Origin of the sequence: Pseudomonas sp. KU43P (genome assembly GCF_033095865.1) — a bacterium.
Lineage (GTDB): Bacteria > Pseudomonadota > Gammaproteobacteria > Pseudomonadales > Pseudomonadaceae > Aquipseudomonas.
Genome location: NZ_AP019365.1, coordinates 5,125,868 through 5,140,059 on the forward strand (window position 1 = coordinate 5,125,868; position 14,192 = coordinate 5,140,059).

Consider the following 14,192-nt stretch of genomic DNA (forward strand, 5'->3'; position numbering starts at 1 on the left):
GCATCGGCCCTATCGCCGGCAAGCCGGCTCCTACAGGGTGATCACTATCCTTGAGTTCAGTGGTGTGCCTGTGGGGAGCCGGCTTGCCGGCGATAGGGCCGCCCGGCTCGGCGACAGTCTCAGACCAACCGCTGCCCCGAAACCGCCGGATGATAAAGCGGCTGCACCTTGTTCCCTGCTGGGTCGAGCAGATGGAAGCTGCGCGCCCCGTCGCCATGGTTGAAAGGCCGATCGAGCAGCGTCACCCCATGGGCCTTGAAGTACTGATACCACGCCTCCAGCTCCTCGACGCTGTCGACGATGAAGCCATAGTGATCGAGGGTCTGCAGCCCATTGGCCGCCCCTGCTCCACGCCCCAGTGAGAGGTTGTCGTTGCCGCAGGTGAGGTACACCAGATCCTCGTTGGCCCGGTTCAACACCTCCATGCCCAGCACATCGACATAGAAGCGCTCGCACTCCTCAAGGTTCGGCACCAGCAAGGCAATATGACGCAGGCCATTCAAGCGACCAGGGCGTGCAGGTAATTCAGACATTGGCGCGGCTCCATTTTTGTATACAATTCATATCTGAATTTAAAACAAAAGGAGCGTCTTGTGTACAGCCTGTTCATCAAGACTCGCGTAAAACCTGGCTGCGCTGAAGCCTTCCTGGCGGCAATCAATCTCAACGCCGCTGCCTCGGTGGCTACCGAACCTGGTTGCCTGGTGTTCGATGTATCCCAAGACCGGATCGACCCCGATGTCATCTATCTGTACGAGATCTACCAGGACGACGAGGCCTACGAAGCGCATACCCGCACAGCGCACTTTCGCGACAGCCGCCCATTGGTCGAGCCGCTGGTGCTTGAACAAGAATGCTTCGAAAGCGACGTGATCGCGCGTAACCCTGTGAACTGAGCTGCAATGAAAAGCCCCGGCCGAGGCCGGGGCTTTGGGTGAAAATGGCCAAATCCTTTTGGCCGACGGGACATTCCTTATTCGGCTTTCAGGCCGTCAGCCGAAACGGCCTTCACGCCATCGATCTTCTTGGTAATGGCAATTGCCATCTCTTTCTGCGATTCGGTAACCGCAGTGGTCGACGAGAGCGAAACCACACCTTTGTTGGTCTCGACCTTGATGTCAGAGCCCGGGATGCCTTTCTCGGTCATCAGGTCCGATTTGACCTTGGTGGTGATCCAAGTATCGGAGGTAGCTTCCTTGGCTTTGGTCACCTCACCGGCCGCCAGCGTCATTGGGGCCTGGGTGGACTGCTGGGCAAAAGCCGCGTTAGCCATGGTCAGGGTCAGAGCGGTAGCAGTAGCGGCAGCAATGGCGAACTTCTTCATGTGGGTCACTCCTGTTTTTTGAAAGGTCTGCGCCGTATGTCCTGGCGGCAGGTATGAAGGTAGTTGCACGCCCTGTGCCAGCTTTTCCGCTTCGCTTGTTTCCTTATAAATCAATAACTTACACAAAAAGCGCGAAGCCCCCGATCGTGCATTTTGCAAGCAGGCGGGTAAATGTGCATGCAAGATGCAAGTGCGCAAAAGGTTCCCACGCCCCCATAAAAAAAGGGCCCCAAAGGGCCCTTTCTCAGTGCATGTCAGTCGCTTACACGCCGGAAGCCTTGGCTGCGGCAACGTCTTTGATCGACAGCTTGATACGGCCGCGGTTGTCCACGTCCAGTACCAGTACTTCAACTTCCTGACCTTCTTTCAGAACGTCGGTCACCTTCTCCACGCGCGCATCGCTGAGCATGGAGATGTGTACCAGGCCGTCTTTGCCCGGCAGGATGTTCACGAAGGCGCCAAAGTCGACGATACGCTCGACCTTGCCAACGTAGATCTTGCCGATTTCGGCTTCGGCAGTAATGCCCAGGACGCGCTGGCGAGCTGCCTCGGCCGCTTCCTTGGTTTCGCCGAAGATCTTGATCGAGCCATCGTCTTCGATGTCGATCGAGGCCTTGGTTTCTTCGCAGATGGCGCGGATGGTGGCGCCGCCTTTACCGATGACGTCACGGATCTTGTCGGTGTCGATCTTCATCGCGATCATGGTCGGCGCGTTGGCCGACAGCTCGGTGCGCGATTGGGCGATGATCTGGTTCATCTGGCCGAGGATGTTCAGGCGCGCTTCCAGGGCCTGGCCCAGGGCGATTTCCATGATCTCTTCGGTGATGCCGTTGATCTTGATGTCCATCTGCAGCGCGGTGACGCCTTTGGCGGTACCGGCTACCTTGAAGTCCATGTCGCCCAGGTGGTCTTCGTCACCCAGGATGTCGGTCAGGACCGCGAACTTCTCGCCTTCCTTGACCAGACCCATGGCGATACCGGCAACCGGCGCTTTCATTGGTACACCGGCGTCCATCAGAGCCAGGGAAGCACCGCAGACCGAAGCCATGGAGCTGGAACCGTTGGACTCGGTGATTTCCGATACAACGCGGATGGTGTATGGGAACACATCAGCGGCTGGCAGCATGGCCTGAACCGAACGACGAGCCAGGCGACCGTGACCGATTTCACGACGGCCAGCGCCACCCATACGACCACATTCGCCTACCGAGAACGGTGGGAAGTTGTAGTGCAGCATGAACGGGTCTTTCTTCTCGCCTTCGAGGGTGTCCAGCAGCTGGGCGTCACGGGCAGTACCCAAGGTCGCGACGACCAGGGCCTGGGTTTCGCCACGGGTGAACAGGGCCGAACCGTGGGTCTTCGGCAGCACGCCGACTTCGATGTTCAGCGGACGAACGGTCTTGGTGTCACGACCATCGATACGCGGCTTGCCGTTGACGATGTTCTCGCGAACGGTGCGGTATTCGATTTCGCCGAAGATGTCTTTGACTTCGGAAGCAGAAGGCTGGCCTTCTTCACCGGAGAACTTGGCGACCGCCTGGTCGCGCAGCTCGCCCAGGCGCGCGTAACGGTCGGCCTTGACGGTGATGGTGTAGCCCTGGGAAACCGCTTCGCCGAATTCAGCGCGGATGGCGTTGAACAGCTCGGTGTTGGCAGTAGCCGGTTTCCAATCCCAGGTCGGCTTGCCCGCTTCTGCAGCCAGCTCTTTGACAGCCTGGATGACCGACTGGAATTCATCGTGGGCGAACAGTACGGCGCCCAGCATCTGGTCTTCGGTCAGCTCTTGGGCTTCCGATTCAACCATCAGCACAGCAGATTCGGTACCGGCAACGACCATGTCCAGGCTCGAAGCCTGCAGCTGTTCGTAGGTCGGGTTCAGCAGGTAGCCGGTGCTCTCGTGGAAGGCAACGCGGGCAGCGCCGATCGGGCCTTCGAACGGAATGCCGGAGATGGCCAGGGCAGCCGAGGTACCGATCATCGCAGCGATGTCCGGATCGGTCTTCTTGCTGGTGGAAACCACGGTGCAGACGACCTGGACTTCGTTCATGAAGCCTTCAGGGAACAGCGGGCGGATCGGACGGTCGATCAGGCGCGAGGTCAGGGTCTCTTTCTCGGAAGGACGGCCTTCACGCTTGAAGAAACCACCTGGGATCTTGCCCGCAGCGTAGGTCTTTTCCTGGTAGTGGACAGACAGCGGGAAGAAGCCCTTGCCTGGGTCAGCCTGCTTGGCGCCGACCACGGTCACCAGCACGGTAACGTCGTTGTCGACGGTCACCAGCACGGCGCCGGTCGCCTGACGGGCGATGCGGCCCGTTTCGAGAGTAACGGTCGATTGACCGAACTGGAATTTCTTGATTACCGGGTTCACGGTTTCCTACCTTTTTCAGTGGCTCTGGGGGAACTGGTTTCTTGCGAATTCTTGGGCAGAACAGGGAATCGGCCCCGTTGACCGTCCAGATACAACACGAGGCTGGGAGCCTGGCGCCGAGCGAAAAATCCGCTCAGCATTGCCAGGCTGCCAACCTCGGAGATACGCGTGACGTGCCCAACGAAAACGCTGCCAGGCAGCGTTCCCGATGCATGCGACACGCCATGCACACCACTGACCAGGCCGCTATTAGCGACGCAGGCCCAGGCGACCGATCAGGGCGCTGTAACGAGTGGTGTCTTTGCCCTTCAGGTAGTCCAGCAGCTTACGACGCTGGTTAACCATACGGATCAGGCCACGACGGGAGTGGTGGTCTTTGCCGTTGGCCTTGAAGTGGCCTTGCAGCTTGTTGATGTTCGCGGTCAGCAGAGCAACCTGAACTTCCGGGCTACCAGTGTCGCCAGCAGCTTGCTGGAAGTCGGTAACGATTTGAGCTTTTTCTTCAACGCTGAGGGCCATGAGGCTTCTCCTGATTAAACGGATCCCGTCACCGGGGTCCAATAGGCCAGGGACAAATCCCTGTATTAATAAAAAAGGTGTGACCGTGCCTACTGACAGCCACCCTTGTATCCGCCGGTTTCAGCCGAAGCCTCGACCTGCGGTTTCGGTCATTCCGACCGAATCAGTCGACGTGGCGCAATGCGCCCGTCTTCGCTCACTTCACCGATACCGATGAAGCGACCATTTTGATCCTGTACCCGGACCATGCCGAATTGCGGTGCGTCCGGCGCGCGAACAGCCTGGCCATGCAGCCAGTAGAACGCACTGTGCTCGGAAAGACACACCAGCGGCCAGTCCTGCAGCCCGCTGTCGGAGGGCATCAGGAAGCGATCGAGCGCTTCGTTGCCGCCTTCGGCGTGGGCCTGCTCGAGTTCTTCGAGCGTGACCGTCTGTGCCAGCGCGAAGGGCCCGGCCTGGGTCCTGCGCAGTTCGGCGACATAGGCGCCGCAGCCCAGGGCCTCACCGATATCCTCCACTAGGGTGCGAATATAGGTGCCTTTGCTGCAACCGACCGACAGTCGTGCACGGGTGCCTTCGCACTCGAGCAACTCCAAGCGGCTAATAGTAACAGAACGCGCCTCGCGCTCCACTACCTCTCCTGCACGCGCCAGTTTGTAAAGCGGCTGGCCGTCGCGCTTGAGCGCCGAGTACATCGGCGGTACTTGAAGGATTTCACCGCGAAAACGCGGGATAACCGCTTCCAGATCGGCGCGACCAACGGTCACCTCTCGGGTCTGCAGGACTTCGCCTTCTGCGTCTGCGGTGCTGGTAGTCTGCCCCAGCTGCATGACCGTTTCGTAGCCCTTGTCGGAATCGAGCAGGTACTGCGAAAACTTGGTCGCTTCACCGAAGCACAGTGGCAACACGCCAGTGGCCAGTGGGTCGAGGCTACCGGTATGCCCGGCCTTCTCGGCATTGAGCAACCAGCGGACTTTCTGCAGCGCGGCGTTGGAAGTGAACCCCAACGGCTTGTCGAGCAGGATGATGCCGCTGACGTTGCGGCGGATACGTTTGACCTGGGCCACCGCTTACTCCTTGGTGTCCAGCTCGTCGGCATCCTTGTGCAGGCGGTCTTCGGCCACTGCACGCTCGATCAGTGCCGACAGGTGTACACCACGGCTGACACTTTCATCGAAGTGGAAATGCAATTGCGGCACGCTGCGCAGCTGCATCGAGCGGCCCAAGTGCAGGCGCAGGAAGCTGGCGGCGCTGTTCAGTGCCTTGAGCGACTGCTGCACGGCGTCAGGGGTTTCTTCGCCCATGACGGTGATGAAGACCTTGGCATGGCCCAGGTCGCGGCTGACGTCCACGGCGGTGATGGTCACCAGACCGACGCGTGGGTCTTTTACTTCACGGCGGATCAGCTCTGCCAGCTCACGCTGCATCTGATCACCGATACGTTGGGTACGGCTGTATTCTTTGGCCATTCTTGCTACCTGTAACTTAAAGCGGCAAACGCCCGGTCAAGCTGAAGCCTGACCGGGCGCTACCTACCGAGGCGCTGCCCACCGCCCTGCGGCGGGGGCTGGCGCCATGCTCGCCCTTAAAGGGTACGAGCAACCTGGACTTTCTCGAAGACTTCGATCTTGTCGCCGACCTTGACGTCGTTGTAGCTCTTGACGCCAATACCGCACTCCATGCCCGAACGTACTTCGGAGGCGTCGTCCTTGAAGCGACGCAGCGATTCCAGTTCGCCTTCGAAGATCACAACGTCGTCGCGCAGTACGCGGATCGGACGGTTGCGGTACACGGTACCCTCGATGACCATACAGCCAGCGATGGCGCCGAACTTCGGCGAACGGAACACGTCACGCACTTCGGCGACACCCAGGATGTTCTCGCGAACATCGCTGCCGAGCATGCCGGTCAGGGCTTTCTTGACGTCTTCGATGATGTCGTAGATCACGTTGTAGTAACGCATATCCAGACCTTCCTGCTCGACGATCTTGCGCGCACCGGCATCGGCACGCACGTTGAAGCCGAACAGCACCGCATTGGACGCCAGCGCCAGGTTGGCGTCGCTTTCGGTGATACCACCGACGCCGCCACCAATGACGCGAACCTGAACTTCGTCGTTGCCCAGGCCGCCGAGCGAACCCTGCAGTGCTTCCAGGGAACCGCGCACGTCGGTCTTGAGGACGATGTTGAGGGTCTTCTTCTCTTCCTGACCCATGGTCTCGAAGATGTTTTCCAGCTTGCCGGCGTGAGCACGGGCCAGCTTGACCTCGCGGTACTTGCCTTGACGGAACAGGGCAACTTCGCGGGCTTTCTTCTCGTCGGCAACCACGGACAGCTCGTCACCGGCTTCCGGGGTACCGTCCAGGCCGAGGATCTCGACCGGGATCGACGGGCCAGCTTCCTTCACAGGCTTGCCGTTCTCGTCGAGCATGGCACGTACGCGGCCATAGTTGGAACCGCACAGGACCATGTCGCCCTGACGCAGGGTACCGTCCTGAACCAGGATGGTAGCCACTGGGCCGCGGCCCTTGTCCAGGCGCGATTCGACGACCACACCACGACCTGGGGCGGTCGGGGTCGCGGTCAGCTCGAGGATCTCGGCCTGCAGCAGAACGGCTTCGAGCAGCTCGTCGACACCGGTACCCATCTTCGCCGAAACCTTGACGAACGGAGTGTCACCACCCCAGTCTTCGGAGGTCACGCCTTCGACGGCCAGTTCGTTGCGGATGCGATCGAGGTCGGCACCCGGCTTGTCGATCTTGTTCACCGCGACCACCAGCGGAACGCCAGCTGCCTTGGCATGCTGCACGGCCTCACGGGTCTGCGGCATCACACCGTCGTCCGCCGCCACCACCAGGATGACGATGTCGGTGGCCTTGGCACCACGGGCACGCATCTGGGTGAACGCGGCGTGGCCCGGGGTATCGAGGAAGGTGACCATGCCGCGGTCGGTTTCCACGTGGTAGGCACCGATGTGCTGGGTAATGCCACCGGCTTCGCCAGCAGCAACCTTGGCACGACGGATGTAGTCGAGCAGCGAGGTCTTGCCATGGTCAACGTGACCCATGACGGTAACGACCGGCGCACGCGATTCGGCTTCACCTTCGAACTTCAGCGACTCGGCCAGGGAATCTTCCAGGGCGGTATCGCTGACCAGGGTGACCTTGTGGCCCAGCTCTTCGGCGATCAGCTGAGCGGTTTCCTGGTCGAGCACCTGGTTGATGGTGACCGGAGTACCCATCTTGAACATGAACTTGACGACTTCAGCGGCCTTGACGGACATCTGGTTGGCCAGTTCCGAGACGGTGATGGTCTCGCCGATGGTCACGTCACGGATGACGGGGCCGGTCGGGTTCTGGAAGCCATGCTGATTGCGCTTCTTCAGTTTGCCCTTGCCACCACGACCACGACGAGCGCCATCGCTCTCTTCGTCGGTGGTGCGCGGAGCGGCACGCGGAGTCGGAGCCTTTTCCTTCTCCTTGACCTTGACCTTGATCGACACACGTGGCGCCTCGCCGCGACGACGGTCGTCATCGCGAGTGCGGCTTTCGTTGCGACGGGTCTCGTCCTTCTTGCGCTCGGCAGCACGGGCAGCAGCGTCTTCCGACGCGGGTGCATCGGCAACTACCGGTGCCGGAGCGGCAGCAGGAGCTGGCTCAGCCTTGGCAACCGGCGCAGGAGCAGCGGCAGGGGCATCGGCCGCCTGACGACGGGCCTGCTCTTCGTTGCGCTGGCGAACTTCGGCCTCGACCTTCTCGCGGGCGGCGTTTTCGGCCGCACGGCGCTCTTCCTGCTCACGCTTCTGCTCAGCCTGGATTTCTTCAGGGCTGCGCTGCACGAATACTTTCTTCTTGCGTACTTCTACGCTGATGCTCTTGCTACCGGCGACACGCAGGGTGCTGGTGGTCTTGCGCTGCAAGGTAATCTTGCGCGGCTCTTCCGCCTTGCTCTTGTGGCTGCTCTTCAAATGGGTCAGCAGAGTCTGCTTCTCATTGTCGGTCACTACCTGACCGGCGTCGGTGTGCGGCAGACCTGCCTCACGCATCTGCTGCAGCAGGCGCTCTACCGGTGCCTCGACCTCTTGGGCCAGTTCTTTCACCGTGACTTGCGTCATGCACTTCTCTCCTCAGGCCGCGCCTAATTACTCGAACCAGTGGGCTCGGGCGGCCATGATCAACTTGCCGGCACGCTCTTCGTCGATGCCGTCGATGTCGAGCAGGTCGTCAATCGACTGCTCGGCCAGGTCTTCGCGGTTAACCACGCCGCGCACCGCCAGTTCCGCCGCCAGGTCTTTGTCCATGCCCTCGAGGGAGAGCAGGTCTTCGGCCGGATGGGCGTCTGCCAGTTTTTCTTCGGTAGCGATGGCCTTGGTCAACAAACGGTCCTTGGCTCGAGCGCGGAGCTCATTGACGATTTCCTCGTCAAAGCCATCGATGTTGAGCATTTCTTCCAACGGTACGTAGGCAATTTCTTCGAGGCTGGTGAAGCCTTCGTCGACCAGCACTTGGGCCAGCTCCTCGTCGACTTCCAGTTCTTCGATGAAATTGCGCAGGATGTCACCGGTTTCGGCCTGCTGCTTGGCCTGGATGTCCTTCTCGGTCATCACGTTCAGGGTCCAGCCGGTCAACTGACTGGCCAGGCGAACGTTCTGACCACCACGGCCAATGGCCTGGGCCAGGTTGTCCTCGGCGACGGCGATGTCCATGGCATGGGCATCTTCATCAACGATGATCGCCGCGACTTCGGCCGGCGACATGGCGTTGATGACAAATTGCGCCGGGTTCTCGTCCCAGAGGACGATATCCACACGCTCACCACCCAGCTCGCCGGATACGGCCTGGACGCGCGAACCGCGCATGCCGATACAGGCACCTTGCGGGTCGATGCGCTTGTCCTTGGAGCGGACGGCGATCTTGGCACGCGACCCCGGATCACGGGATGCAGCCATGACTTCGATGAGGCCTTCGGCGATTTCCGGCACTTCGATGCGGAACAGCTCGATCAGCATCTGTGGCGCAGTGCGCGACAGAATCAACTGAGGGCCGCGGTTCTCGGTGCGAATTTCCTTGAGCAGCGCACGCAGGCGTACGCCAACCCGGAAGGTCTCACGTGGAATGATGTCTTCACGAGCCAGCAACGCCTCGGCGTTGTTACCCAGATCGACGATGACGTTGTCGCGGGTGACCTTCTTGACGGTGCCCGAGATGATCTCGTTCACACGCTCGCGGTAGGCGTCGACCACCTGTGCGCGCTCGGCCTCGCGGACCTTCTGCACGATCACCTGTTTGGCGGTCTGGGCGGCGATACGACCGAATTCGATGGACTCGATCTTCTCTTCGATCACATCACCCACCTTGGCTTCAGGATGGGTTTCGTGAATCTTCGCCAACCAGGTCTCGATGGCCGGATCGTCCAGATCGGCTTCGTCGACCACGGTCCAGCGACGGAAGGTTTCGTAGCTACCGGTGTGGCGGTTGATTTCCACACGCAGATCGACTTCGTCCTCAAAACGTTTTTTGGTTGCAGTGGCCAGGGCCACTTCCAGCGCTTCGAAAATGACGCCGGGTGGTACACCTTTTTCGTTGGATACCGATTCAACAACCAGCAGTACTTCTTTGCTCATCGTACGCCTCGCCTTGCGCAAGCCATTGGGCCCGGAAAGTCCGCCGGGCCCGGCACGTCTCAGTCAAAACTGGGAATAATATTGGCCTTGTCGATCGAGTCGATCGGCAACAGGAATTCGTGATTGTCCACCTGGACCACAACGTCCTGTTCCTCCACACCGCGGAGAAGGCCCTGGAAGTTACGACGACCTTCGAAGGGCGTACGCAGCTTGATCTTCACTTGTTCGCCGGCATGCGAGGCAAACTGTTCCAGAGTGAACAGCGGGCGATCCATGCCTGGTGAGGACACCTCAAGGGTATATTCACTGCTGATCGGATCTTCAACATCGAGGATGGCACTGGCCTGACGGCTGACCGCTTCGCAGTCGTCCACCAGGATGCCGCCTTCCTTGTCAATGTAGATGCGCAATACCGAATGCTTACCCTGGGATACGTATTCGATCCCCCAGCACTGATAGCCCAGACCCTCGACCACCGGGGCCAACAAGGCCTGCAACTGTTCTAGCTTGCTCGACACCTGAACCCCCTCGTGCATGCTGTGCAAATAAAAAATGGGCGAAGCGCCCATCCCTGAAAGCGCCGTTGGACAACGGCGCCGAAAACTGTTCGGCTAGCAAAAAGCCCCTGAAAAGGGGCTCCGCTGAAGCTGGTTGCGGGGGCTGGATTTGAACCAACGACCTTCGGGTTATGAGCCCGACGAGCTACCAAGCTGCTCCACCCCGCGACAAAGCTGGGGCGAAAGTATAAGACCGAACCCGTTGCTGGGTCAATCTAACCTCCACCTGCAAGAAAGCCCGCTAAAGCGGGCTCTCAAGCTTTAATTGGTACCGAGAAGGGGACTCGAACCCCTACACCCTATGGGCACAACCACCTCAAGGTTGCGTGTCTACCAATTCCACCACCTCGGCAATACTACTTCTTGAAACCCGTTACTTCTGCTCTTCGGTTGGAGGAGGTACATCACCAGCGTTGGTGGTTTCGCTCTTCTGCTCCTGGAGCACCGGTACATCATCATTTACTGCCGGCTTTGGCTGTTTCACTTCCAAGACCGCTGGATCTGGGAGGCCCGCCTGGCTCAGCTGGTGAGCTTGTTGCTTGGCGAAGTATCCTAACCCAAGTGCTGTCAAAAAGAAAGTGGCAGCAAGTATAGCAGTTAATTTACTCAGGAAGGTAGCAGAACCTTGGCTTCCGAACACAGTATTTGAAGCACCTGCGCCGAAAGATGCACCTGCTTCCGCACCTTTACCCTGTTGAAGCAGAACCAGCACTACAAGCGACAGCGCTGCCAACAGATGAAAAACAACGATGACTGTTTCCAGCATTTGTTCAGTTTCCTGCGGCGCGACAAATTGCACCGAATTCGTCTGCGTTCAGGGACGCTCCACCAATGAGCCCCCCATCGATATCCGGCATGCCGAACAGTTCGGCCGCATTGGCCGCCTTCACGCTGCCGCCGTATAGAAGCTGCACATTCGCGGCAACTTCGGCGTCCTCGGCCGCCAACTGCGCCCGGATGGCTGCGTGCACATCCTGAGCTTGCTGAGGCGAGGCTGTCAAACCTGTGCCAATGGCCCATACAGGCTCATAAGCGATTACAGCATTGGCAAAAGCCTTAACACCGAAGGCATCGATGATACTGCTTAGTTGACGCCCGACAACTTCGAGCGTCTTGCCTGCTTCGCGCTCTTCGAGGGTTTCCCCTACACAGAGCACCGGCATTAAACCACTAAGTTGAGCCGCTGCAAACTTGCGATTGAGCACTTCGTCATTTTCGCCAATAACCTGGCGACGCTCGGAGTGACCAATCAGCACCAACTTGCAACCCGCTTCAACCAACTGACTCGGCGCAACTTCACCGGTCAGCGCTCCCTGTTCGGGTTGTACTGCAGAATTCTGTGCACCGACAGTGATTCCTTTGCCTTCGAGACCATCAATCACTTGATTGATGAACAAGGCCGGCGGAAACACCGCGACTTCAACACCGCTCGGCACGGGCATATTGCCCAAGCCCTGGATCAGCTCAGCGACGCTGGCGCGGGTACCGTGCATCTTCCAGTTACCAGCTACCATGGGGCGACGCATGCTTTACCTCGTCGGTCAAAGTGGGCGCAGATCTTACCCAACCCGATCTGCGCTGGCAAGCCTCTTTCAGATACAAACTTCTGCGACCAGTTTGGCCAGGGCCTCGGCGTGCGTGCGCACCTGGTTTTCGTCGTCACCTTCGACCATCACACGCACCAATGGCTCGGTGCCGGATTTGCGCAGCAGCACCCGCCCGCGCCCCGCCATGTCCTCGGTAACCTTGGCACTGGCCTCCTTGACTGCCGGGTGCTCCAGCGGGTCGACCTTGCTTGCGCCGTAGCGCACGTTGATCAACACCTGCGGGCACTTGCGCAAGGCCTGACGCGCCTGTGCAAGGGTGTCACCACGACGTTTGAGCGCCATCAGCACCTGCAGCGCGGCAATGATCGCATCGCCAGTGGTGGTGTGATTGCAGCACACCACGTGACCGGAATTCTCCCCACCCACCAGCCAGTCGCGCTCGAGCAGCTCGGCCATGACGTAGCGATCGCCGACCTTGGCCCGCACGAACGGGATATCCAGATCCTTGAGCGCCAGTTCCAGGCCCAGGTTGCTCATCAGCGTACCTACCACACCGCCTTGCAGCTTGCCGCGCTCGTGCAGGTCACGGGCAATGATGAACAGCAGCTCGTCTCCATCGACGATCGCACCGGTATGATCGACCATCAGCACACGATCGCCGTCGCCATCGAAGGCAATGCCCAGGTCGGCATGGCCAACCAGAACCGCGGCCTGCAGGGACTCGATGTGGGTCGAGCCACAGCCTTCGTTGATATTCAGGCCATCGGGCTGCGCATGCAGCACCGTCACATCAGCACCCAGCTCGCGGAACACGCTTGGCGCGACCTTGTAGGTGGCGCCATGGGCGCAGTCGACCACCAGCTTGAGACCATCGAAACTGGTGCTGCTCGGCACACTGCTCTTGCAGAACTCGATGTACCGGCCAGCGGCGTCGTTGATGCGAGAAACCTTGCCCAGCTTGCTGGACTCGACCACGGTCATCGGCTGGTCGAGCAGCTCCTCGATCATCAGCTCGACTTCGTCCGGCAGCTTGGTGCCCTGGCCCGAAAAGAACTTGATACCGTTGTCATCGTGCGGGTTGTGCGACGCGCTGATGACAATGCCAGCCTCGGCATGGAAGGTGCGGGTAAGGTAGGCGATTGCGGGGGTCGGCATGGGGCCGAGCAACAACACGTCAGCGCCGGCTGCGGAAAGGCCAGCTTCGAGGGCCGATTCGAACATGTAGCCAGAAATACGTGTGTCCTTGCCTACCAGCACACGGCAACTGCCCTGCTTGCGGAAGGCCATGCCCGCCGCCCAGCCCAGTTTCAGCATGAAGTCCGGAGTGATCGGGTATTCGCCGACGCGGCCACGAATGCCGTCGGTACCAAAGTATTTTCTGCTCATAGGGACTCCAATGTTCTTATTCGGCGTTCTGTACTGCAGCAATCATACGTACGACATCGACGGTTTCGGCCACATCATGGACGCGCAGGATACTGGCCCCCTTGGTCATGGCCAGTGCCGCCAGTGCCAGGCTGCCGTACAGCCGCTCACCGACCGGACGATCCAGCGTCAGGCCGATCATGCTCTTGCGTGAAACGCCCACCAACAGTGGGCGACCGAGGCGATAAAGCGCCTCCATATGCTTGAACAGGCTCAAGTTGTGAGCCAGCGTCTTGGCAAAGCCGAAGCCCGGATCGAGGATGATGCGCTGCGCATCGATACCCGCCGCCGCGCATGCCGCCATACGCTGTTCAAGATAACGCGTTACATCCGCGGTGACATCCTCGTAATGAGGGTCATCCTGCATGTTCCCGGGCTCACCTCGCATGTGCATCAGGCACACCGGCAAACCCGTATCCGCAGCGGCGTCCAGGGCTCCATCGCGCTCCAGTGCACGCACGTCATTGATCAGCCCGGCACCAAGCCGGGCAGATTCGCGAATGACGGCAGGCGTGGAGGTATCGACCGAGATGACTACATCGAGGCGACTGTTGATTGCCTCGACCATCGGCGCCACGCGTTCGAGCTCCTCGGTCACGGACACCGCACGAGCACCAGGGCGAGTCGACTCGCCACCGATGTCGATCAGCGTCGCACCGGCAGCGACCATGGCTTCGGCATGGCGCAACGCTTCGTCTCGCTGACTGAAGCGCCCGCCATCGGAGAAGGAGTCGGGAGTGATATTGAGAATACCCATGACATGGGTACGGGACAAATCAAGAACCCGATTGCCGCAAGGCAACCGGGTCGGGTACAGCTTCGAACTCAT

The 14,192-nt window shown here is 59.9% G+C and carries 14 protein-coding genes and 2 tRNA genes; 1 reads left to right on the forward strand and 15 read right to left on the reverse strand.

Annotated elements, in window-relative coordinates:
* Positions 1–119: 119 nt before the first annotated feature.
* Positions 120–533 carry a VOC family protein gene (locus tag KU43P_RS23450; RefSeq protein ID WP_010955354.1) on the reverse strand — a complete coding sequence of 138 codons (414 nt, stop codon included), beginning with the start codon at positions 531–533 and terminating at the stop codon, positions 120–122.
* A gap of 60 nt (positions 534–593) precedes the next feature.
* On the opposite strand from KU43P_RS23450, the gene KU43P_RS23455 reads away from it, so the two are divergent.
* Complete coding sequence (locus KU43P_RS23455; protein ID WP_317659898.1) at positions 594–896, forward strand: putative quinol monooxygenase; 303 nt, start codon at positions 594–596, stop codon at positions 894–896.
* A gap of 77 nt (positions 897–973) precedes the next feature.
* On the opposite strand, the gene KU43P_RS23460 is transcribed toward KU43P_RS23455, so the two are convergent.
* From KU43P_RS23460 to folP, 14 genes are all read right to left on the reverse strand, one after another.
* On the reverse strand, positions 974–1,324 hold the full coding sequence (locus KU43P_RS23460; protein ID WP_317659899.1) for a BON domain-containing protein: 351 nt from the start codon (positions 1,322–1,324) through the stop codon (positions 974–976).
* Positions 1,325–1,586: 262 nt separating this feature from the next.
* Positions 1,587–3,692 (reverse strand): polyribonucleotide nucleotidyltransferase, encoded by a 2,106-nt coding sequence (pnp, locus tag KU43P_RS23465; protein ID WP_317659900.1) that lies wholly within the window; start codon positions 3,690–3,692, stop codon positions 1,587–1,589.
* A 249-nt stretch (positions 3,693–3,941) separates the two neighbouring features.
* On the reverse strand, positions 3,942–4,211 hold the full coding sequence (gene rpsO / locus KU43P_RS23470; RefSeq protein ID WP_012274241.1) for a 30S ribosomal protein S15: 270 nt from the start codon (positions 4,209–4,211) through the stop codon (positions 3,942–3,944).
* A gap of 149 nt (positions 4,212–4,360) precedes the next feature.
* Positions 4,361–5,278: a tRNA pseudouridine(55) synthase TruB gene (truB, locus tag KU43P_RS23475; RefSeq protein WP_317659901.1), complete on the reverse strand. Its 918-nt coding sequence runs from the start codon at positions 5,276–5,278 to the stop codon at positions 4,361–4,363.
* Between the two features lie 3 nt (positions 5,279–5,281).
* Entirely contained in the window at positions 5,282–5,680 is a 399-nt protein-coding gene (rbfA, locus tag KU43P_RS23480; protein ID WP_016391794.1) for a 30S ribosome-binding factor RbfA, read from the reverse strand.
* A 116-nt stretch (positions 5,681–5,796) separates the two neighbouring features.
* On the reverse strand, positions 5,797–8,325 hold the full coding sequence (gene infB / locus KU43P_RS23485) for a translation initiation factor IF-2 (protein WP_317659902.1): 2,529 nt from the start codon (positions 8,323–8,325) through the stop codon (positions 5,797–5,799).
* A 27-nt stretch (positions 8,326–8,352) separates the two neighbouring features.
* The gene (gene nusA / locus KU43P_RS23490; RefSeq protein ID WP_317659903.1) at positions 8,353–9,834 is read right to left on the reverse strand and encodes a transcription termination factor NusA; all 1,482 of its coding nucleotides are present in this window, start codon (positions 9,832–9,834) and stop codon (positions 8,353–8,355) included.
* Positions 9,835–9,893: 59 nt separating this feature from the next.
* Positions 9,894–10,352, reverse strand: coding sequence for a ribosome maturation factor RimP (gene rimP, locus KU43P_RS23495; protein WP_044488659.1), 459 nt, complete (start codon positions 10,350–10,352; stop codon positions 9,894–9,896).
* 130 nt (positions 10,353–10,482) lie between these two features.
* Positions 10,483–10,559, reverse strand: a tRNA-Met gene (locus KU43P_RS23500).
* Positions 10,560–10,657: 98 nt separating this feature from the next.
* A tRNA-Leu gene (locus tag KU43P_RS23505) sits at positions 10,658–10,743 on the reverse strand.
* A gap of 21 nt (positions 10,744–10,764) precedes the next feature.
* Complete coding sequence (gene secG / locus KU43P_RS23510) at positions 10,765–11,157, reverse strand: preprotein translocase subunit SecG (protein ID WP_317659904.1); 393 nt, start codon at positions 11,155–11,157, stop codon at positions 10,765–10,767.
* Positions 11,158–11,161: 4 nt separating this feature from the next.
* Positions 11,162–11,917: a triose-phosphate isomerase gene (gene tpiA, locus KU43P_RS23515; RefSeq protein ID WP_317659905.1), complete on the reverse strand. Its 756-nt coding sequence runs from the start codon at positions 11,915–11,917 to the stop codon at positions 11,162–11,164.
* A 66-nt stretch (positions 11,918–11,983) separates the two neighbouring features.
* On the reverse strand, positions 11,984–13,324 hold the full coding sequence (gene glmM / locus KU43P_RS23520; protein WP_317659906.1) for a phosphoglucosamine mutase: 1,341 nt from the start codon (positions 13,322–13,324) through the stop codon (positions 11,984–11,986).
* 16 nt (positions 13,325–13,340) lie between these two features.
* Entirely contained in the window at positions 13,341–14,192 is an 852-nt protein-coding gene (gene folP / locus KU43P_RS23525) for a dihydropteroate synthase (RefSeq protein ID WP_317659907.1), read from the reverse strand.

Bases quoted from the DNA above. Each gene is read 5' to 3' on its own strand.
- KU43P_RS23450 (WP_010955354.1), bottom strand. From the start codon at position 533: ATGTCTGAATTACCTGCACGCCCTGGTCGCTTGAATGGCCTGCGTCAT.
- KU43P_RS23460 (WP_317659899.1), bottom strand. From the start codon at position 1,324: ATGAAGAAGTTCGCCATTGCTGCCGCTACTGCTACCGCTCTGACCCTG.
- rpsO (WP_012274241.1), bottom strand. From the start codon at position 4,211: ATGGCCCTCAGCGTTGAAGAAAAAGCTCAAATCGTTACCGACTTCCAG.
- rbfA (WP_016391794.1), bottom strand. From the start codon at position 5,680: ATGGCCAAAGAATACAGCCGTACCCAACGTATCGGTGATCAGATGCAG.
- infB (WP_317659902.1), bottom strand. From the start codon at position 8,325: ATGACGCAAGTCACGGTGAAAGAACTGGCCCAAGAGGTCGAGGCACCG.
- nusA (WP_317659903.1), bottom strand. From the start codon at position 9,834: ATGAGCAAAGAAGTACTGCTGGTTGTTGAATCGGTATCCAACGAAAAA.
- secG (WP_317659904.1), bottom strand. From the start codon at position 11,157: ATGCTGGAAACAGTCATCGTTGTTTTTCATCTGTTGGCAGCGCTGTCG.
- tpiA (WP_317659905.1), bottom strand. From the start codon at position 11,917: ATGCGTCGCCCCATGGTAGCTGGTAACTGGAAGATGCACGGTACCCGC.
- glmM (WP_317659906.1), bottom strand. From the start codon at position 13,324: ATGAGCAGAAAATACTTTGGTACCGACGGCATTCGTGGCCGCGTCGGC.
- folP (WP_317659907.1), bottom strand. From the start codon at position 14,192: ATGAGTTCGAAGCTGTACCCGACCCGGTTGCCTTGCGGCAATCGGGTT.